At 58.2% G+C, this 21,061-nt stretch carries 15 protein-coding genes; all 15 read right to left on the reverse strand.

The genetic code is table 11. From position 1 onward, the window contains the following. Positions 1–4: 4 nt before the first annotated feature. The 15 genes from K8I01_06650 to K8I01_06720 all read right to left on the reverse strand — a co-directional run bounded on the left by K8I01_06650 (position 5) and on the right by K8I01_06720 (position 20,985). On the reverse strand, positions 5–472 hold the full coding sequence (locus tag K8I01_06650; protein MBZ0220094.1) for a tetratricopeptide repeat protein: 468 nt from the start codon (positions 470–472) through the stop codon (positions 5–7). Further along, positions 473–1,237: a type III pantothenate kinase gene (locus K8I01_06655; protein MBZ0220095.1), complete on the reverse strand. Its 765-nt coding sequence runs from the start codon at positions 1,235–1,237 to the stop codon at positions 473–475. Beyond that, positions 1,237–2,220, reverse strand: a complete 984-nt coding sequence (locus K8I01_06660) for a biotin--[acetyl-CoA-carboxylase] ligase (GenBank protein ID MBZ0220096.1) — start codon at positions 2,218–2,220, stop codon at positions 1,237–1,239. The genes K8I01_06655 and K8I01_06660 overlap by 1 nt, the downstream gene beginning before the upstream one ends. Beyond that, a complete protein-coding gene (gene nadC / locus K8I01_06665) occupies positions 2,190–3,056 on the reverse strand; it encodes a carboxylating nicotinate-nucleotide diphosphorylase (GenBank protein MBZ0220097.1) in 867 nt (288 codons plus the stop codon). Before nadC ends, K8I01_06660 begins: the two co-directional genes overlap by 31 nt. 343 nt (positions 3,057–3,399) lie before the next feature. Beyond that, a complete protein-coding gene (locus K8I01_06670) occupies positions 3,400–6,090 on the reverse strand; it encodes a valine--tRNA ligase (protein MBZ0220098.1) in 2,691 nt (896 codons plus the stop codon). Positions 6,091–6,493: 403 nt separating this feature from the next. Beyond that, positions 6,494–7,996 carry a response regulator gene (locus K8I01_06675; GenBank protein MBZ0220099.1) on the reverse strand — a complete coding sequence of 501 codons (1,503 nt, stop codon included), beginning with the start codon at positions 7,994–7,996 and terminating at the stop codon, positions 6,494–6,496. A 330-nt stretch (positions 7,997–8,326) separates the two neighbouring features. Then, the gene (locus tag K8I01_06680) at positions 8,327–9,622 is read right to left on the reverse strand and encodes a hypothetical protein (GenBank protein ID MBZ0220100.1); all 1,296 of its coding nucleotides are present in this window, start codon (positions 9,620–9,622) and stop codon (positions 8,327–8,329) included. A 20-nt stretch (positions 9,623–9,642) separates the two neighbouring features. After that, entirely contained in the window at positions 9,643–10,032 is a 390-nt protein-coding gene (locus tag K8I01_06685) for a hypothetical protein (GenBank protein MBZ0220101.1), read from the reverse strand. A 266-nt stretch (positions 10,033–10,298) separates the two neighbouring features. After that, positions 10,299–10,952 (reverse strand): response regulator transcription factor, encoded by a 654-nt coding sequence (locus K8I01_06690; protein ID MBZ0220102.1) that lies wholly within the window; start codon positions 10,950–10,952, stop codon positions 10,299–10,301. Between the two features lie 149 nt (positions 10,953–11,101). Beyond that, positions 11,102–13,015 (reverse strand): ATP-dependent zinc metalloprotease FtsH, encoded by a 1,914-nt coding sequence (gene ftsH, locus K8I01_06695; GenBank protein MBZ0220103.1) that lies wholly within the window; start codon positions 13,013–13,015, stop codon positions 11,102–11,104. 152 nt (positions 13,016–13,167) lie between these two features. Next, entirely contained in the window at positions 13,168–15,648 is a 2,481-nt protein-coding gene (locus tag K8I01_06700) for a PAS domain S-box protein (GenBank protein MBZ0220104.1), read from the reverse strand. A 56-nt stretch (positions 15,649–15,704) separates the two neighbouring features. Then, entirely contained in the window at positions 15,705–18,311 is a 2,607-nt protein-coding gene (locus tag K8I01_06705) for a PAS domain-containing protein (protein ID MBZ0220105.1), read from the reverse strand. A gap of 90 nt (positions 18,312–18,401) precedes the next feature. After that, positions 18,402–18,917, reverse strand: a complete 516-nt coding sequence (locus tag K8I01_06710) for an inorganic diphosphatase (GenBank protein MBZ0220106.1) — start codon at positions 18,915–18,917, stop codon at positions 18,402–18,404. Positions 18,918–19,182: 265 nt separating this feature from the next. Beyond that, the gene (locus K8I01_06715) at positions 19,183–19,818 is read right to left on the reverse strand and encodes a response regulator transcription factor (GenBank protein ID MBZ0220107.1); all 636 of its coding nucleotides are present in this window, start codon (positions 19,816–19,818) and stop codon (positions 19,183–19,185) included. Positions 19,819–19,932: 114 nt separating this feature from the next. Continuing rightward, positions 19,933–20,985, reverse strand: a complete 1,053-nt coding sequence (locus K8I01_06720) for a sigma-70 family RNA polymerase sigma factor (GenBank protein ID MBZ0220108.1) — start codon at positions 20,983–20,985, stop codon at positions 19,933–19,935. Between the last annotated feature and the right edge of the window lie 76 nt (positions 20,986–21,061).

A 21,061-nucleotide genomic window follows, 5' to 3' on the forward strand; every position in this document is an offset into this window, starting at 1 on the left:
CTTCCTATTTCTTCTTTTTCTTTCCCAAGAGGCCCGGTATCGTCCTCCTTAAGAGTATCCCGAGGAACTTGTTAAGCGGGTTCGACCTGTCGAGGACCGGGATTACTGGCCTGTTCCTGAACCCGAGCTGTATGAGGAGAGAGTTCATCTCCTCGTTCGCGGCGTCATACCTCAAGCCCTTCTTGAATACCTTTATGGCGCCCTTCTTATTTCCGGCGGCCATATATACCTTTCCGAGGTTCAGATAGAACTCGGCCCTGAAAAACTCCTTCTTGACGGCCCTGGTGCAGAACTCGAGGCCAAGGCCTATTTCCCCCGCCCTCATGGCCCTGACCATGCCGTAATACGACATGTACTCCGGGTTTTCCTTGTCCTCTTTCCAGGCCTTATCGAAAGACTTGAGGGCCCTGTCCAGGTTGTCTTCCTTCAAAAAGCGTTTTCCCGCGATGAAGTGTTCCCGGCCTTCAGACATCTAATCTATCTTCCCTCCGTGGATTATCCTTAAGCCCTTGAGGGTCAGGAATTCGTCTATTTCGTTAATGCGCCTCGACTCGCCCTTAAGGAGCCCCGCATGCCCGCCGGTCGCGACTACGATGGGGTCTGTCCCGGCTTCCTCGGCCATCCTCTCCAGTATGCCGTCCACCAGCCCCAGAAAACCGTAGAACAACCCGGAGCGCATGGCCTCGATCGTGTTCCTGCCGACAAGCCTCTCGGGCTTCACTGCTTCGACCCTGGGGAGCACGGCCGTCTTCGAATGGAGCGCCTCGGACAGTATGCCTATGCCCGGGGCGATTGCCCCGCCCGCGAACTCGCCTTTTCCGGTCACGTAATCGAATGTCACTGCTGTCCCGAAGTCCGCAACTATGAGCGGCTTCTTATGGGCGCTGAAAGCCGCGACCGCGTTTACGAGCCTGTCCGGGCCGACCTCAGAGGGCCTTTCCGTGAGAACCTTTATCCCGCAGTTCTCATGCGTGACGAACGTCGCACGAAGGCCCAGGTATCTCGCGAGCGCGTCCTTCAGGGCCGCGTTCATCTGCGGAACGACAGAAGAGACGATTGCGGCCTTAAGGTCCGGGGCCTTTATGCCGGAAGATGAAAGCAGGGCAAGGAGCGAGGCCCCGTACTCGTCCGCCGTCCTCCGGGCGTCCGTCGAGAGACGCCAGCTCTCTTTTAGCTCTTCGCCCCTGAAAACACCCAGGGTGATGGAGGTATTGCCTATATCAAGGGTTAAGAGCACTACCTGGATGCCGCCTCCATGTCTCCGGCCACTATCTTTTTTACGGCGCCGCCTGGTTCCCTTATAAGGAGCGCCCCGGTATCGTCAACCCCCAGGCAGACGCCTTTTACGGTATTGCCGAACGAGACGACCCGTATCTCCTTGCCTTCAAAGCCGAAATACCTCTTCCATTCCGAAAGGATGGGAATGGAACCCTCGGCTAAGTATACCTTATACCACAGCTCGACGCTCGATAAAAGGCGGCTGGCAAGGGCTCCCCTGTCAATTACTGCCCCCTTAGCCTCGCGGACGGAAGTGGCCGTATCTCCTATATATTCCGGGAACATGGACCTGGTCATATTGACGTTCACGCCGATGCCCATGACCACGAAATGCACCCTCTCGGGCTCGGAGCCCATCTCAAGGAGTATGCCTGCCGCTTTCCTTCCGTTAATGAGTATGTCGTTCGGCCATTTCACGACAGGTTTTGCCGGACAATATCCCGAAACCGCTTCTGCCGTGGCAACGGCAGCGACAAATGTGAGCCAGTGCGCCTCTTCCGGGGGTATGGGCGGCCTCAAGATTATCGACAGATAGATATTGAGCCCTGACGGCGATTCCCATCTCCTCCCGAGCCGTCCCTTTCCTCCAGTCTGGCTCTCGGCCATTACGACCGTGCCTTCTGAAGCCCCGTTCCGGGCAAGCTCGAAGGCCTCGGCGTTGGTCGAGCCGACTTCGTCATGGAAATGTAGCTCCCTTCCGATAAAGCCGGTTTCAAGGAGTGATGAGACCTCGACACCGTTAAACGGGAGAGGCCCCAGCAGCCTGTAGCCCTTTGAAGGGCTCGCCTCTATCGTATACCCCGATTTCCTAAGGGCCTCAATGTGTTTCCAAACCGCGGTCCTCGAGACCTTGAGCGCCCTGCTCAGTTTCTGCCCCGAGACATGGCCCGGCCCTGCCTTGAGGAGCCTTATTATCTCGGTTTCCGGCCCTTTGTCACGCATAAGGATACCACTTCCATGCTTATGTCGATTGCCCTCGCCGAGTGGGTAATGCTTCCGGCGGATATGAAATCGACGCCAGTTTTCGAGATGCGGCCGATCGTTTCAAGGCTCACGTTTCCGGACGCTTCCACGAGCGCCCTTTTTCCGATCATCTTCACGGCCTTCCTCATCTCGGAAGGCGCCATGTTGTCGAGCATTATGATATCCGCTCCCCCGGTCTCCAGGGCTTCCCTCGTCTCGCGGAGGTCCGTGACCTCGATTTCCACCTTTACACCGTGCTTTTTCCTTACTGCTTCCAGAGCGGAGGTTACCGAGCCCGCTGCCTTTATGTGGTTGTCCTTTATCAAGACCGCGTCGAAGAGGCCGAACCTGTGGTTCTCTCCGCCCCCGGCCTTTACGGCATACCTCTCAAGGGGCCTCATGCAAGGCGTCGTCTTCCGGGTATCGAGTAATTTCACGCGCGAATCCTTCAGCCTCCGCGCAAACTCGTTTGTCTTTGTAGCAATGCCCGAGAGGCGCTGGAGGAAGTTGAGCGCTACCCTTTCGCCCGTAAGGAGAGCGGCCAGTGTGCCCGAGACTGTCGCTATTACCTGGCCCTTCCTTACCCGGTCGCCATCCTTGAAGTTGGCCCTGAACACGGCCTTCCGGTCGAGCTTTTTAAAGACCATCTCCGGGATAAAAAGCCCGGCTATTACCATGTCTTCCTTTGCCATGAACTCCGCGGCCCCGGCCTGCCCTTTCTTAACTATCGCATCGGTCGTAAGGTCGCCCGGGCCCACGTCCTCGGCAAAAGCAGCGTCTATGAGAAGGGCCGCGTATTTTTTGAGGCGGGCCATGCCAATGTCATTGGCGCGGCCGCGTTTTTTCCGGACGATATTCTTTTTCAAGGCACCTCTATAATTTTAGATTGCAGCTTTTACGGAAGCCGGGATAAAAGCGGAGCATTTATGTCAATATGTGAGCATTTTTGTTCCCGCTAACTACGCGGTTAGGGGAAAACATCAGTTATTAGCTTGCTGAAAAACTCCGTTTTTTCAGGCTGCTAAAAAAGCTCCAGAGGCGAGGCCCTCGTTGGAATAGGGGAGCGAGAATGAGGCGTACTTTTCTTGTACGCCGGAGTGTCAAGCGACGTAGCCTTTGACGCAGATGGACTTTTTCAGCAGCCTTTCAGAGGTTGCCTCAAGCCCTTATGCTCCTTATCCGCTCGAGCCCGGCCTTGAGCTTGCCTACCTTCTCTTCTATTGATTCGAGCCTGGCCCTGTCCTTCTCGACCACCTCGGCCGGGGCCTTTTTCGTGAACTCCTCGTTCCCGAGCTTTTTGGAGAGCCCCGAGGCCTCCGCCTCGGCCTTTGAAAGCTCCTTCGTTATCCTCTTCTCCTCAAGGTCGAAGTCAACGAGCCCGCCGAGCGGCACGAAGACCTCGGCCTTCTTCTGCCCTGCCCCGGCCACGGCCGATATGGAATCCCTGGGCCTCTCACCTTTTTCGGCTATGACGAGGTCCTTTACCCTCGCGAGGAGCTTTATATACTCCGCCCCCTTTGAAAGAGTGTCCCTAAGGTCCGGATCGTCTGCAAAGCAGAAGCAATCGGCCACTGCCGACGGCGGGACGTTCATATCGGTCCGGATGTTTCTTACGGCCCTTATGACGTCCATCATATCCTCCATGCGCGCGGCCTCTTCAGGAAACGCCCTTTTCTCTTTCGGGAAATCCCCCGCCATGAGGCTCCCTTTGTATCCCGGAAGCTTCTCGGCAATCTCTTCGGTTATGAAGGGCATAAAGGGATGAAGGAGTTTCATCGTGTCCATCATTACGGCCGCGAGAGAGGCTTGCGCCTGGAGCTTCCTCTCGGGGCCGCTCTCGCCACGGAGGTCGAGCTTTATAAGCTCCACGTACCAGTCGCATAGCTCGTGCCAGACGAACCTGTAAAGGACTCTTGCGGCCTCGTCGAACCTGTAGGTGTCGACGGCCTCGGTTACCTCCCTTATGCAGGCGTTTCTCCGCTCCCATATCCACTTATCCGCCATGTTGAAGCGGGTCTCGTCCACCATGGCCTTGCCTGAAGCCATAGCCTCGAAAAAGGGCTCGTCAAGGTTCATGAGCGTGAACCTCGCGACGTTCCAGATCTTGTTGCAGAAGTTCCTGTACCCGGCTATGCGGTCCTCGGCGAGCTTTATGTCCCTGCCCTGCGCCGCGAGGACGGCCAGGGTGAACCTGAATGCGTCAGTTCCGTACTGCTCCATCATCACAAGGGGGTCTATGACGTTCCCCTTGCTCTTGCTCATCTTCTGCCCCTTGGCGTCCCTTATAAGGGCGTGGATGTAGACGTCCCTGAAGGGCGCGTCTCCCATGAACTTAAGGCCCATCATCACCATCCTGGCGACCCAGAAGAAGATGATGTCGAAGCTCGTGGAAAGGACCGATGTGGGATAGAAGGCCTTGAGGTCCGGGGTCTTTTCGGGCCAGCCGAGGGTGGAGAAGGGCCAGAGCGCCGACGAAAACCAGGTATCGAGCACGTCCGGGTCCTGCTCGATATTTCTGCCCCCGCATTTTTCGCACTTATCCGGGTCAATTGTCGAGACCGTCACCCCGCCGCAATCTTTGCAATGCCATGCCGGTATCCTGTGCCCCCACCATATCTGGCGGGAAATGCACCAGTCCCGGATGTTCCTCATCCAGTCGAAATACAGGTTCTCCCAGTTCTTCGGTACGAATTTTATGCGGCCGTCCTCGACGGCCTCTATGGCCGGGCCCGCGAGAGGCGCTACCTTCACGAACCACTGCTTGGAGAGGGTCGGCTCGACTATGGTCGAGCACCTGTAGCAGCCGCCGAGCATGAGCTTGTGCTTCTCCGTCTTTTCGAGCAGGCCCTTTTCCTCGAGCCCGGAGACCACATTTTTCCGGGCTTCGAGCCTGTCCATGCCCTTGAAGGGGCCGGCGTTCTCGTTCATCCTGGCGCTTTCGTCCATCACCTTGATGGACGGGAGCTTGTGCCTTGAGCCGACCTCGAAGTCGTTGAAGTCGTGGGCAGGGGTTATCTTGACCGCGCCGGTGCCGAACTCGATTGAGACCGTATCATCCCCTATTATGGGTATCTCGCGCTCGACGAAGGGGAGCCGGAGCATCTTCCCTATGAGGGCCTTGTATCTCTCGTCCTCCGGGTTTACGGCCACGGCGGTATCGCCCAGCATCGTCTCCGGCCTGGTGGTTGCGACCGTCAGATACTCGATACCGCCAACCGGCTCAACGAGCGGGTAGCGCATGTACCAGAGGCTGCCTTCGGTCTCGTTGAACTCGACCTCGAGGTCGGAGAGCGCGGTGTGGCACCTGGGACACCAGTTTATGATGTAGTCGCCCCTGTATATGAGCCCCTCTTTGTAGAGCGACGTAAAGACCTCGCGGACGGCCTTCGAGAGGCCCTCGTCCATGGTGAAGCGCAGCCTCGTCCAGTCGCACGAGGCCCCAAGCCTCTTAAGCTGGTTTATTATCGTGCCGCCGGACTCGTTCTTCCATTTCCAGACCCGCTCGATGAAGGCTTCCCTTCCGACCCTGTGCCTGTCGAGGCCTTCGGCGGCGAGTTGCTTCTCGACCACGTTCTGCGTCGCAATGCCAGCGTGGTCTATGCCGGGAAGCCAGAGGACGTTGAAGCCCCTCATGCGCCTGGACCTGGCGAGTATGTCCTGGAGGGTGGAATTGAGGGCGTGGCCGAGATGCAGGGCGCCGGTGATGTTAGGCGGCGGAATCACCATCGAGAAAGACGGTTTTTCCGAGCCCTCCTCAGGGGTCGCGAGCTTCTCCCGTATCCAGTAATCCGCCCACCGGCCCTCGACAGAGCCAGGCTCGTAAGTCTTTTCAAGCGTCTTCTCGCTCATCCAAACCTTCCTGATATTTTTTAAATGGCAGGGTGTTGAAAAACACCTGCCAAGCAATCCACGGATGGGGCGCCAAATTGCGAAGACTCGAAAAGTCGAGCAATTTGTGAGGCTTGGACGGATTCATTCCGGCCAAGCCGTAGTTGAAAAGTCCAGGAAGGACTTTTTCAACATCCTGATAGGGGAAAAACCGCTGCGGGCGAAACGGCCTGGGCGGGATACAAAACGGGCTCAGGTCGCTAATGAGGGGCAGAGCGCCTAAACCAAAGCCCCGGCTCGCAAGCCGTTTTGATTCTCGGACCGCCAAATTGAAATTATAATTTGGAACGGCGGTAAAAAAAACAAAAAAATTCTCTGCCGCTGGGGAAACGGCAGAGAATTTGATAAAGGCCCCTTACCTTACTTACCTGGTCTTGAGGAACGCTTCCTTGGCCTTTCTTATCTCTTCCTTTATGAGGCGCTCTGCAAGCTCGGGGACCACCTCCCATGAGACGTGCTCCACGACCTGCTTGGCGGACCTGGAGACTATGGCTTCCACCTGCTCCTTCGGTACCGAGAGCCCCTGGAGGCGCGAGACGAGCTCTCCCCGTATCTTTTCCTCCATCCGGGCGGCTGCCCTTTCGGCGGCCTCGGCAACCAGGGAATCGAGACGCGCAAGCTTCGAGGCGAGCTCATTTCTGAGCCTCTCCTCGACCCTCTCGGCTACCTTCTCGATGACTTCCGTTGCCTGTGCCTCGGCCTTCCCGAGCCTCGCTTCCAGGCTCGAGGCGACCCTCTCCTCCATGCCGGCCGCGGCGCGCTCTACCAGAGCCCTTATCTCGGCCTCAGGGACTGTAGAGCGCGGCTGGGGTGCGCGGGCAGGAGGCTCCGAAACGTCCCTTTCTTCTTTCCTTAAAAAGGGCGCCTCTGGCCTGGACTCGATTATCTCTTCCGGTATCTCCAGGAGGTCGGGCTCGGCTATCTCGCCTTCCACTTCAAAAATGTCGTCTTCTACCCTGGATATCTCCTCTACTTGGGCGGCTTCCTCCCTGAAGGGCTGGAACGAGCCGACATTTGCAGGCTCTTCCGCTTCCTCCTGTTTTGGTCCGCTCCCGAACGGTTCGATTTCGAGCGCCCCGGTTGACCTGTTATCGGCGTTATAGAAACTATCGAACGCGCCGAGGTCGAACGGCGGCTCTTCCTTCATTTCCTCGCCGGAATCGAACCCCTTCATCTCAAACGGCGATTCGGGGACCATTTCCGGGCCTTTTTCGGCCGGCCCGGAGCCGATGCCAGGTTTAAATTCGTCTTCGTTTATAACCAGGTCTGTGAAGTCCTCTGCCTTCGGCTGCCCTTTCTCCTCCTCCTCGAAAAGCCCGCCGGAGGTCAGGAAATCGAGGTCAACGCCGCCGCCCGTATCCTCCGTTTTCGCCTCGAACTCGTCCGAAGCGCTCAGGAACCCGCCGGCAGACCAGATATCCTCTGCCTGAGCGCCCTGGGCGGCGGATGCGCCGGATTGGGAAGGGGCCGTTGGGGCGGCCTGTGCCTGGCTGGACCCGGCGCTTGCAAGGAGCTCCCTTACCTTGTCAAGGAGGTCCTGGGACTCGAAGGGCTTGATGATGCTGTCGTCCGCGCCTACCCTCATCGCCTCGTTCTTGTCGAGCGGCTCGAACGTGCCAGCAAGAAGGAGGACCGGGATATTCCTAAACTCCGGGTCGGATTTGATTGCGGCCGTAAGCTCATAGCCCGACTTCCCGGGCATGGCTATGTCGGCTATGACAAGGTCCGGCTTCGTCTCCCTGGCTTTCCTCAAGGCCGTATCCCCGTCACCCGCTATGACAAGCTCATAGTCCTCAGAGGCGAAAGTAATGGATATAACCTTCTGGATGGTAATGGAATCGTCTGCCAGAAGTATCTTCCTTGCCATTATAAGGCCCCCTTTTTGTCAGCTGTTTTCAACTGGAAACTTACCCCTTGCCAGCCGGAAAGTCAAGGTAAATTTGACAGTTACGGCCCCCTGGCCGCATCCGGCAATTCCGCCGGACAGGGCGCAGGCGCCCGTCCACTACTCTTCGGCATTTACAGCGGAGATATTAAGCGTTTTATTGACCCGAAATAGGTAGGAGATGGCCCGGAGATAGCCCATCCTTTACGGCCTGGCCCCCTAATGAGAACGGCTCCAGGCGGAAAAAGGGGTGGATGGCGCCCCCCGGAGGACGGGGGGCGGAAGGCAGTCGCCAGGACTCAAGGCGAGGTGCTACGCTTCGCTGGTGTAGGCTGGCATGGTTTTACGGAGGGGGTGCACTAAGCGGAGCCTTTTGTGAACGGCCATTTCAGGGCCGGTTTCTTCATCTTTGTCTTGCGCCTTGAAGCCCGATACAAGGCTCCCGAGTTCCGCCGCAAGGGCCGCAAGTTCGCTCGTGGCCTTCGCAACCTCCCCTGTGGCGAAAACACTCTCCTTTGAGACCTCTGCTATGGATTCGACGCTCCTGGCTATTTCGTCGGTCGTGGCGCTCTGCTCCTCGGCGGAGGTCGCTATCTGCGCTATCATGTCCGTCACCAGCTCGACCCCCGAGACGATGTCATTGAGCGCCTGGCCGGCTTCGTTTGCGAGCCTCACCCCGTTTTCGACCTTCAGTGTGCCTTCTTTCATGGCCGAAACAGCCTTTGAGGTCTCCCCCTGTATGGAAGTTATCATGCCCCCTATCTCCCTCGTCGCCCGCGTGGTCCTTTCGGCAAGCTTCCTGACCTCGTCGGCGACTACCGCAAAACCGCGGCCCTGCTCGCCCGCCCTCGCGGCCTCTATGGCGGCGTTCAACGCAAGAAGGTTCGTCTGGTCCGCTATGTCATTTATGACGGAGACTATAGTCCCTATCTCCTCCGACCTGCTGCCGAGCTTCTGTATCGTCGCGGCCGAGACGGACGTGGCTTCTGCCACGTCCTGCATGGCGGAAATTGCCCCGTTCACCACCTGTCCGCCCCTCGAGGCCGTCTCGCTCGCCTTTTTCGCGTCTATCGAGGCCTGGTGGGAGTTCTTCGCGACCTCCAGGACCGTGGCGTTCATCTCATCCATTGCAGTTGCCGCGTAGGAGGTCTGGCCGGACTGCCTCATCGCGCCCTCGGATATGTGCGCGGAGGTAGCCGAGAGCTCTTCGGAAGCCGAAGCAAGATGGGTCGATGTCTCTTCTATTTTTTCTATGAGGCGCGATACCTTCTCAGCCATACTGTTCACGCTCCCGCTCAATTCCTTGAACTCGTCGTTCATCTCGATCCCCAGCACGCTTACCTTAACGGTTGACCTGCTTCTGAAGTTCCCTGCCGAAAGCCCGTTTATCGTCTTTTGAATGTCGCGCACCGGGGCGAGTATGTGCTTTCCGGCAAGGAGCATGAAGACCGCCGCCAGGCAGACGCCGAGAAATATGACCGCGAACACGGCACTCGCGCCCGGGCCGGCACCATTCCCGCTCACGGCCCAGTAGACCAGCGGGACCTCAAGCGCGAAAAGGGCCAGCAATATGCCGAAACTGCCCAAGAGACGTATTTTAAGGGACATCCAGTCCATCGGTACTCCTCTTATGTCGCCTGTGTGTTGAAAATGACCATCTTCACCATTTCAAGAAGCTGCTCCGAAGAGAACGGTGTCGCAAGCAGGCATGCGGCCCCCGCCTCCATCCATTCCATCTGCCTGTCCAGGTCGTCCCGCGAAGCCAGAAGAGCAATAATCGGCGAGCGCCTTTGCGCTGAAAGGCCGCTTATGCTCCTAATGAGGCCCCCTCCGGCGGGCCACGGGCCGCACCCGCAAACGACAAGTTCGGGCGCGAAACCGGAACTTATAACGTTAAGCGCTCCGCTTGCGTCGGACGCTTCCCTCACCTCGAAATCCTCAAGGGCCAGTGAAAAACCGACCATGGTCCTCATCATGCGGTCGTCGGAGACGACCAGTATCCTTGCGCCCTGTTTCACTCTTTCCTTTTTATCGGAGGGACGGGGACAACTGATAATCGGGACTAAACCCTATTTTGAGGGATTTAAATCGATGATTCAGGACTAATGCAAAGGGTTGAGGCTTGGCAGGCAAAAGGGTTTAGGACTTGCCGATAAAAGACCTGGCCTGGCCTGGCATCGGGCAGGCCAGCATGAGTATTTCCCGGAATCTCTTTTTGAAACCGTGGTGTTTGTGTGGTTTAGGCAGGTTGATTCCGTAAGGGGCAGGGCTTAGGGGCTATCGGTCAATCGGGATGGACCATGCCTTTCTTGATGGCGATCTTTATAAGGCTCGCCATATCGCTCACCTTTAATTTTTTCATAATGTTGTTCCTGTGGCTTTTCACGGTCGCAAGCGAAATGAAAAGCTTCTCGGCTATCTCCTTGCTGGTGGAGCCGTCCGCGATGTGCCTGAGGACCTCTTTTTCCCTCCCGGAGAGGGTGTCGAAGGGGTCGTGGCTCTGCTCCTTTTTTATGACGTCGACGAAGTCGTTCAGTATCTCCTCCGTGACGGCCGGGCTCGCGTACTTGCTCCCGGTCCTCACTTTTTCGACCGCCCTCAGTAGCTCTCCTGGTTCGGAGTCCTTGAGCACGTAGCCGAGCGCCCCTGCCCTGAAGGCCTCTATCGGGCGCGACAGGTCCGCGTGCATTGAGAGTATGATTATCCTGGTCTCCGGGAACTCCTCCACAACGCGCCTCGTCACGGCTATGCCGTCCAGGTCGGGCATTGTGATGTCAAGTATGGCTATATCAGGCCTGAGGGCGGCTATGCCCTTCAAGGCCGCCATCCCGTTGTCGGCCTCTCCCACCACCTCGTATTCATCCGGGGGGAAGATCGCCTTTATGCCGCTACGGAGGACCGGGTGGTCGTCGGCTATGAATACGGTGGTCTTTTTCATACCTGCCTGAAGGGAAAAGGGCATAGCCTCTTCGATACCGAAACCGCCGTGGGACACGTGGCCGCGGCTTCCGGAGGGTAAATGGATTAAGGAGCGGTTTATTATATTAAAGGGCGGGGGTAAAAGCAAGGGATACTCTGGCGTATGTGCTAGTTGCTTATCTTACGGAGGGGTTCTACTCCCTTCGTCCTCCTAATTATCACCTCGACGTCCTCCTTGTCGAGGGACTCGTCTTTCAAGAGCGCGGCCGCAAGCTCCTCAAGCGTCTTTCTTCCCCGGAGAAGGAGCTCGTCGGCCTTCCTCTCCGCCTCGATTATCAGGTTCCTTATCTCCTTGTCCATGAGCCAGGCCATTGATTCGCTGTACCGCTTCTGGACAGATATGTCCCTGCCGATGAACGGGTGCTCCTCGCCCCTGCCGAAGTTTATGGGCCCGACCTTGTCCGACATGCCCCACTGGGCCACCATCTTCTCCGCCAGAGCCGTGGCGTTCTTAAGGTCGTCGTTCGCGCCGCTGCTTACGTCCATGAAGACGAGCTTCTCGGCGGCCCTCCCCGCGAGCGCAACGCAGAGCCTGTTTATGAGATAGCTCTTGGGGTAATAATGCCGGTCCTCCTCGGGAAGGAACTGCGTTGCTCCCAGGGCCATGCCCCTCGGGATTATGGATACTTTGTGTATCGGGTCGGTATGCGGGAGCTCCCAGGAGACCAGCGCGTGCCCCGCCTCGTGGTATGCCGTTATTTTCTTTTCGTCCTCAGAGAAGCTCTCCTCCCTCTTGGAGCCCATTATGACCCTGTCCCTGGCCTCCTCGAAGTCCCGCATCTCTATCCGCTCCTTGCCCTTCTTCACGGCCTCAAGCGCGGCCTCGTTCACGAGGTTTTCAAGGTCGGCCCCGGTCATGCCGGGGGTGCCCTTCGCTATCCTCTCGAAATCGACCTCCGGGGCTATCCTCTTGTTCCTTGCGTGGACCTCGAGTATGGACTTCCTGTCCTTCCAGCCTGGACGGTCTATGACGATGTGCCGGTCGAAACGGCCCGGCCGGAGAAGCGCCGGGTCGAGCACGTCAGGCCTGTTCGTCGCGGCTATGACTATTATCTCCTCATGCGGCTCAAATCCGTCCATCTCGCTCAAAAGCTGGTTGAGCGTCTGCTCCCTCTCGTCGTGCCCTCCGCCCAGCCCCGCGCCCCTTACCCTTCCGACGGAATCTATCTCGTCTATGAAGATTATCGAGGGCCGGGTCTCCTTGGCCTTCTTGAACATGTCCCTCACCCTGGACGCGCCCACGCCCACGAACATCTCTACGAACTCGGACGCGCTTATGCTGAAGAAGGGGACCCCGGCCTCTCCGGCGGTGGCCCTGGCAAGGAGCGTTTTGCCGGTGCCGGGCGGCCCTATGAGGAGTATGCCCTTTGGGACCTTGGCGCCTATCGATGTGAACCGGGCCGGGTTCTTGAGGAACTCGACGGTCTCCTGGAGCTCTACTTTCGCGTTCTCAAGCCCCGCGACGTTCATGAATGTTATGCTTGGCTTACGCATGTTGTAGAGCTTGGCCTTGCTCAACCCGAAGTTGAAGAGCCCCGGCTGCCCGCCGCCCTGCGACTGCTGCACCCTCCTTATGATTAGGAACCATATGCCTATTATGAGGACCCACGGGAGGAGGAGTATCACGAACTGCCATAAAGGGGACCTGCCTTCGTCTGGCTCGACGTTCACGGCTATCCCCTTTTTTTCGAATTCCCCCAGTATCTCCGGGCCCTGGAACGCGGGAAGATAGGTCATGAAACCGGCGGCAGGGCCGGGCGCGCCCTCCGGGCCGGGGGCGCCTACCTGGACCGGGCTCTTGAACTCGCCCGTCACCTCCTGCCCCTTAAGGGTTATAGACCGGATGTTTCCGGCCTCGAGCTGCTCCTGGAACTCCGTATAGCTTATCCTCTGCTCGGTTCCGGTCCCGTCCTCGACCGACTGCCCCCATATATAGAGGAACAGCCCGAAGAGCACCAGGGCTATCAGAATCTTCCATCCTCCCCCCTTCTCGGAGTTGGGGTATTTGGAGTCCTCGGCCATATTTAGAGTCTATAAGAGATTCCGATTAAATCAATCCTTGGGGAATGAATCGGCCTGATGAGACTGGAAGGAGTGCAGGATTACAAAGCAAAATTGAGGCGGGCGGCAGGGGCTTGAATTTACGGGGGGAGTGCGGATTCAGGCAACCTTAATTATTTGCCGGCCGGAAGCCTTATTGAAACGGTCGTGCCTTTCCCGGGTTCGGATTCGAAATCCATGCTCCCTTTGTGCTCCCTTATTATCGAATAGGATATGGAAAGGCCGAGACCTGTGCCTCCGGCATCCCCCCTCGTCGTAAAGAAGGGCTCGGTTATCCTCTCCAGCACCTCTTTTGTCATCCCGGCGCCCTCGTCCCTGACCTCGATCACCACCTCGCATTTTTCCTTGTCATGGAAAGTCCTTACATGGACGCCCCTCGTCCTTTCCGGGAGCGCGTGGAGGGCGTTAAGTATAAGATTTATGAGCACCTGCTCGATCTTCTGGGAGCTCCCCCGGACGGCCGGGAGGCCCTCGGCGGTCGTGACCTCGAACCTGTCCGTGTGCTTCATTATCTGGCTGCTGAGGATCGAGACGGCCGCAAGCACCGCCCTGTTCAAGTCGAGCTCTCCATCGAAGCAGGCCTTGTCGGGCCTCGAGAAGTCCTTGAGGCTGTCGACTATCCCCTTTATCCTCCTCGACCCGTCGGTTATCCCTGAAAGGAGCTCCGGTATGACCTCGGACATCTCCGAGTAGGGGAGCCCCCCGAGCGAGAAGTCCCCGTGCTCGCGGTAATACCCGTCGAGTATCCTTACCGAATCCTTCCAGGCGTCCGCGAGGAGGGCCGAGTTAAAGAGGATGAAATTATTCGGGTTATTTATCTCGTGGGCGACCCCTGAAGCGAGCGTGCCGATGGAGGTCATCTTGTTGGCGTGGATGAGCTTGGCCTGCATCTGCCGGGCCTCCTCCTCCAGCCTTATGAACTCGGTCAGGTCCTGGACCGTGCAGAGGACCATCTTCCCGTCCCTGCCCTTGAGCTTTATTACCTGGCCCCTGGCCGAGAAGGTCACACTGGTGCCGTCCTTCCTCACGCTCTCCGACCTGTCTATAACGAACCCGGCCTCCCTGGCCGAAAGGCTCTTTATCGACTCCGATAGGCCGTGGAGGAAAGGGGGCGGGTCCGAAGCGGCGAGCTCCTCCCTCGAGTATCCGAAGAGCATTACGGCCGCCGGGTTCGCGTCGGTTATCCTGCAGCTCCCGTAGTCGATGAGCATCTGCGCGTTCTGGTTCTGCTCGAATATCTGCCTGAACCGCTCCTCGCTTTCCCTCAAGGCGTCTTCAGCGTTCTTTCTCGCGGTTATGTCCCTTTTTACCCCTAGGACGAGCTCCTTTTCGCCGACCTTGAAAGGCGTTACGGCCATGTCTACCCAGAGGACCGAGCCGTCTTTCCTCCTTAACGGCACCTCCTGCAGAAAACCACCCCTTTTCCAGAGCGACTCGTGCAGTTTCAGCCTGTCGAGCCTCTCTCCGAAAGTGAGAAGCGTCACGTCGGATGAAAGTATCTCTTCACGCGAATAGCCGACCATCAGGCAGCCCGCGAGGTTTACGTCAAGATAGCGCCCTTCCATGTCGATGACGAACATCCCGTCCATCGCGGATTCAAAGATGGTCCTCAGGCGCTCTTCGCTTTCCCTGAGGGCCTCGACGGCCTTCCTGCGCTCCGCGGCTTCCTCAAGGAGCTGGAGGGCGGACCCCACGTCCGCCGCGAGGCTCAGAAGGAGGTCCACCATCTTCTCGAAGAAGACCGAGGGGTTTTCGGAGTAGACGGTGAGGGCCCCGAAGACCGACCCCCTTACCAGGAGAGGGAAGGAAGCGCATGCCCTGTAGCCGCGGCTTATGGCCTCACCGGCCCAGGGCTTTTGGCTTTCATCGCTTCCGATATCGAGGCATACGGAGTAGGCGCCGGATTTTATGGCCCTGCCCACAGTGCCCGGCCCGGGAGGGATACTATCGCGCCTTCTTCGGGCGATCCGGAGGAAATCACTGTCGCAACCGGCCGCGGCAACGGGGACGACCTCGCCCGTCGGGAGTTCCGCTTTCGCTATCCACGCGGCCCTGAACCCGGCCTTTTCAACGAGTATGCGGCAGGTCTCGGAAAGGACCCTCCTGCCGGAGGACTCCCTTACGAGCATCTTGTCGACCTCGGTCAGTGTCTCAAGGAGCCGGTTTAGGGCACGGAGCTCCTCTTCTGCCTTCCTGTGCGCCCTTTTCGTGGCATAGTCGCGGAGCTCCCGCTCTATCGCCGGGAGGAGCCTGAAGAGCTTGTCCTTGAGGATATAATCGTCCGCCCCGGCCTTCATGGTGGTGACCGCCAGGTCCTCGCCCATGAGGCCCGACACTACTATGACCGGGACCTCGAGGCCGCGTTCCCTAACGGCCTTCACCACCTCGAGGCCGCAGAGCCTCGGCATTATATAATCGGAGATGACAAGGTCCCAGGGGCCTTTTTCGAGCGCTTCCCGCAGGTCTCTTTCATTATCCACCCTGAGAAAGGACATCTCGTAGCCGCCGCGCCTCAATTCGCGCATGAGGAATATGAGGTCGTCTTCCGAGTCTTCGGCGATAAGGACCTTGAGAGGGATGGCTTCAGGGTGCATTCGCTCTTGGGTTGGCTACGGATTTGAAAATCGTAACAATTGTAACCCACTTTCAGTTAAAGAGTAAAATAAAAAGTTGCGCCCTTGTCCCTTTCGCCTTCGGCCCAGATCCTGCCTCCGTGGCGTTGTATTATCCTCTGGACGGTGGCAAGCCCGACGCCAGTGCCAGGGAACTCGTCCTCGCCGTGGAGCCTCTGGAAAGGGTTAAAGAGCCTTTCCGCGTACTTCATCTCGAAACCGGCGCCGTTATCACTCACGAAAAAGACCCTTTTCCCTTCCTCCTCGCCGGATGAGCCGAACTCTATCCTGGCCACGTCCTTTTTCGACGTGAACTTCCAGGCGTTCCCGATAAGGTTCTCCATAACCGTCTTCAACAGCCCCGGATCGCCGTCCGCGGCCAGGTTCTCATGGATGATGAACTCGGCATTCCTCTCGGGCTGGGCCTTCCTCAAATCCGAGGCGACGGCCCTCGCCATGCCGCTCAAGTACACCCTCTCTACCGCCATCTCCGCCCTCATGACGCGCGACAGCTTAAGAAGCGCGTCTATGAGCTCGCCCATCCGCCTGCTCCCGGCCACAAGCCTTTCAAGATATTCCCTTCCCGAAGGGCCGAGCGCCTCGGAGCTGTCCTTCAAGAGTATCCGGGCGAACCCGTCTATCGTCCTCAAGGGGGTCTTCAAGTCGTGCGCGACGCTGTAGCTGAAGGCCTCGAGCTCCCGGTTCGCCGCCTCGAGCTCGGCTGTCCTTGCCGCCACCCGCTCCTCGAGCTCGATATTCAATTTCCGTATCTCGTCCTCGGTCTTCTTCCGCTCGGTTATGTCCAGGACGGTCCCGGTCATCCTTAGCGGTCTTCCGTCGTCATAGACGACCTCCCCCTGCTCGTGCACTGTCTTTTCCGTCCCGTCGCGGAGCACTACCCTGTGGTCAATTGAATACGGCGCCTTCCTGTAGAGCGCCTCGTCTACGGCCCTTATAACCTTTTCCCTGTCCTCGGGATGCACATAGTTGAGAAAGGCTTCATATGTGGCCCCGAACTCCCTGGGAGCGACCCCGAATATCCTGTATATCTCGTCCGACCAGTGGAGGTCGTTCTTTACGATGTCCCAGTCCCAGTTCCCGAGCCTCGCTATCCTCTGCGCGTTGGCGAGCCTCGATTCGCTTTTCCTCAAGGCGTCCTCGGCCGTTTTCCTGGCGGTTATGTCCCTGTCAACTCCCCTGTAGCCCCGGAAGACGCCGTTCGAGTCGAAGATGGGGGAACCGCTCGTTTCAAGGACCACAAACGAACCGTCTTTTCTCATGTTCGTGTTCTCGATCAGGCTGAAAGGCTCCCTTTTTCCGGCATAGGCCGCGAATTCCCTGCCGACCCTCTCGGCCTCTCCGGGAGGCATGAACTCGAAAGGAGTCCTGCCGATTATCTCTTCAGGCTCGTATCCCAGTATGCTCCTTACCTTCGGGCTTACATACGTGTATGCTGCATTCTCGTCCACTTCCCATACCCAGTCGCTGGTCGCTTCGACGAGCCCCCTGAACTTCTCCTCGCTCTCGGATATGGCCCGGTTCCTCTCTTCCACCTCCCCGGCCATCTTATTGAAATGGCTGGCAAGTATCCCTATCTCGTCCCCGTTCCTTACCGGCACGCGGACAGAGTAGTTTCCGGCGGCTATCTCCTTCGAGGCCGAGGCAATGGACTTGAGCTGCCTGGCCATCCTTAAGAAATAGAGCGCGAAACCGGAGACGAGGACCAGCACTATTGCTCCGGTCAGCGCGCCGTAATTCACCAGGTGCCTGACCGGCGCGAAGGCCTCGCTTCGATCCACCTCCGTCAGGAGCACCCAGCCGAATTCCGGCATGCAAATGGACGTGCCTAGTACTATCTCGCCCCTGTAGTCCTCGTAGGTGCCCAGGTGGTCCCTTCCTTCGCCCAGGCAGGCCCGCACCGCCTCGCTATCCACGGTCGTCCTGAAGGCGGTGTCCTCGATAAGCCATGAAGGGGTTATCATGAGCCTGTCCCTGTTCACGATGTACATGTCCAGTGTCCTGTAGCCTTCCAGCGCGTAGCGGGTGATGCCGATATCACGCCCCCTGCCGCGGGCCAGTATATCTCCAAGCCGCTCCTTTGGAACGAAGGCCGCGAGTACGCCTATCAGCTCTCCGTTTTCCCTGCTATGGAGCGGGACCGAGACAACGAAATCCGGCACGCCCGAGGGGCGGACCGATATCGAAGGGCCCTCACGCCCCCTCAGGAAAAATTCCTGGCCTGACCTGTTCTCCCCGATAACGGTCCGGTCTGTTGAGGAGACTACCTTTCCATCCATGCGCATTATCGAAAGCCTGTACGCGTCCTCAAGGACCGGGAGCTTGTGCTCGATCAGGTAAGCGCTGAGGGCCGGGTCCTCGGGAAGACCGTCCCTGACCGCCCTCTCGAAGCTGTCCCTTATCATCCCGTCGGTCGAAAAGTCCAGGACCCTCTGCTTAAGCGACTCAAGGTAAAAAAGGAGCTCCCCGGACCTGGCCTCGGCCGTGGACCTCAGGTTCTCATTCACCAGGGCGCCGGTGTTCCTGCTGATGCTCTTGAGGCTGAGGAGAAATATGACAAGTATAGGAAGGAGGACTACAAGGAATGCCAGCACGACTTTGTATGCGAGGGGAAAGGGCCTTTTCATTCTCTCTCTGTTGAACTGATCCGGATGAGGTTTATGGAGCGGCTTGCAAATGCCCCGTTTTGGCCGATTCTGCCATTACGACTGCGCGCCTCAGGAGCTTTCGCTTTCCCGTCCGGCCCGTTGCCTGCGGAACCGGGCCCTCGACTCGGATATCACCTTCTCTGCTGATTCCCGGCCTGCCCAGCCCTTGACGCCTGTTTTTTTCTCCTCCAGATCCTTGTATATCTCGAAGAAGTGGCCTATTTCCTTAAGGAGATGCGGCGGTACGTCCTTGAGCTCGTTTATGTAGTTCCAAAGGGGGTCCCTGAGCGGAACGCAGAGTATCTTATCGTCAGGCCCCTTCTCGTCCCACATCTTGAAAACGCCCACCGCTCTCGTATCTATATGGCAGCCAGGAAAGGTCGGCTCCCATACGAGGACAAGGGCGTCGAGCGCGTCGCCGTCCTCGGCGAGCGTGTCGGGTATGAAGCCGTAGTCGCTCGGGTAATGGACCGCCGAGAAGAGCATCCGGTCGAACCGGATGACCTTTGCCGCAGGGTCGTACTCGTACTTGTTGCGGCACCCTTTCGGTATCTCCACGACCACAGTGACGGCCTTGTCCTTCAAAGGCCCTCCTGGCTGATTGGATTGTCAGCCCCGGCAAGGCAACCGGATTCGGCCAGCTGCTTTTCTGGGGCTTGCATGGGGGCTGAAAAGGCTCTCAGGCGTTCGGAGGAATCGCTTCGCCTGACGGGCGGCTGGAAGCGTTGCCGCCTTGAAGGGATTTTATATCAGGGCACACCGGGTGTCAAACCCCTCCGTCCGTATGGACAGGCCGCAGGCTTCGTGAAATAGGGCGCGGAGACGCGGCCCGGGGTGGCCTGCAGTCCGGTCAAGCGCTCCCGGCGGCCTGGCGCTCGTTCTGGTTCCTGAGGGCGAAGGTTATGAGCTGGGGCCTGTTCTGGATATCAAGCTTGTGGAATATGCGCTGAAGGTGGGTCTTGACGGTGGGCTCGCTTATGCAGAGCTTGACGGCTATTTCCTTGTTCCTGAACCCCTGGCCCACGAGGCTCACCACCTCCCATTCCCTTTCGGAAAGAGACGGCCTTGCCGCCTTCTTCAGGGCATGGAGCCCGGTGAGTATGTTTTTCACTTCTATCTTGTCCAGCCATATCTCGCCGCAGGCGACGGCCCTTATGGCCTTTTTGAGTATAAGCGGGGTCGAGCCAGCGGCCAGCACCCCCTTGAGCCCTTTTGTGAGCACGGCCGAGACTATGTTCTCCTCGCCGCATCTGGTATCGATGAGTATGAACCTGCCAGAGGCAGGGCCGTCTTCTCCGAACCCGTTGAAGAGGGTCGTAAAATCCACCAGTACGCAGTCCGGCCTCAGTGACTCCATGGCATCCCGGGGGCCTGCCCCGGGCTCGACTATCCCGGCGACCTGTATATCACCCGTCCCTTCAAGGAGCTTCCTTATCCCTTCAGAGAAAAGGAGGTTGCTGAAGGCGATCAAAACCTTTATTGTCATTGCCCGCCCCCTTGATGGAATGCCGCGCGAGCGGTTTACTTCCTTTCAGGAGAAACCCGCGCCTCTGAAATAGCTCAGGGGCGGGGGCGGGAGACGCGCCGCCCCCGCCCGTCATCAGACCGAATCGAAGGAAACTATGTCCGACTGGCGTATTATCTTCTTGAGCTTGTCGAGGGCCTTTACCTCTATCTGACGCACGCGCTCCCTGGTGACGCCGAAGGACTTTCCGATCGATTCCAGCGTCTGGGGCTCGTCCTCCTCGAGGCCGAACCTGAGCTTAAGGATCGTCCTCTCGTTCTCGTCAAGCATCCCCAGCCAGGAGTTTATCCTCTCAACCCTCCGCGAGTCGTCGATGACCTCCATCGGGGTCGGGAACCTGTCGTCCTCCAGCCTGTCGAGGAGCGACTGGTCGGTGTCGTCCGGAAAGCTCGCCTCAAGAGAATAGCTTTTCTTGCTTATGGTGTTGAGCTTCTTCACGTACCTCCCGGAGAGGCCGGTCTTCTCCGAGAGCTCGACGAGGCTAGGCTCTCTTTTGAGGGCCCTCGTAAGCTCCCTGTTGGCCCGTGTGAGCTTGGAGATGTCGGCTGTGACGTGTATGGGGAGCCGCACTATCGATGACTGGTTGGCTATGGCGCGCTCTATCGCCTGCTTTATCCAGTAAGTGGCGTAGGTTGAGAACTTGCACCCCTTTGTCGCCTTGAACCGCTCGACTGATTTTATAAGGCCGATGTTTCCTTCCTCTATGAGGTCCTGGAGCGGAAGCCCCCGGTTAAGGTACCTTTTCGCTATGTTGACCACTAGCCGGAGGTTCGCCTCTATCATCTTCCTCCTGGCCTGGGTATCGCCTTTCGCGATCTTCCTGGCTAGCGTCTTCTCCTCGTCCGACGTAAGGAGCGCGAACCTCTTTATGCCGCTGAAATATACCTTGACCGAATCGGTCGCGGTAGTTTCCTTTTCCCTGTCCTCTTTCCTGCCGCGCCTTTTCCCGGCCGGCTTGGAGGCTGCTTCGGGCCCAAGCGCCGCCTCTTCCTTCGCGTAGTCGCGTCCGGGCCGGTCCTCATGGCCGGGGACGGCCCTTCCGCCGTCTTCATCCGCTTTATTTCTCCGGTACGGGAGCGGCCACTTCTGCTGGTTCCGGGCCGGCGCCCCGTCCGAGAGCTTTTTCATGGGCACGAACGGCTTTTCCTCGCCGTTTCCGCCAAAGCCCACGTATTTCTTGTTCTTGCCTTTGCCTTTGAACATT

The organism is Deltaproteobacteria bacterium, assembly GCA_019912665.1.
Classification (GTDB): domain Bacteria; phylum Desulfobacterota; class GWC2-55-46; order GWC2-55-46; family GWC2-55-46; genus UBA5799.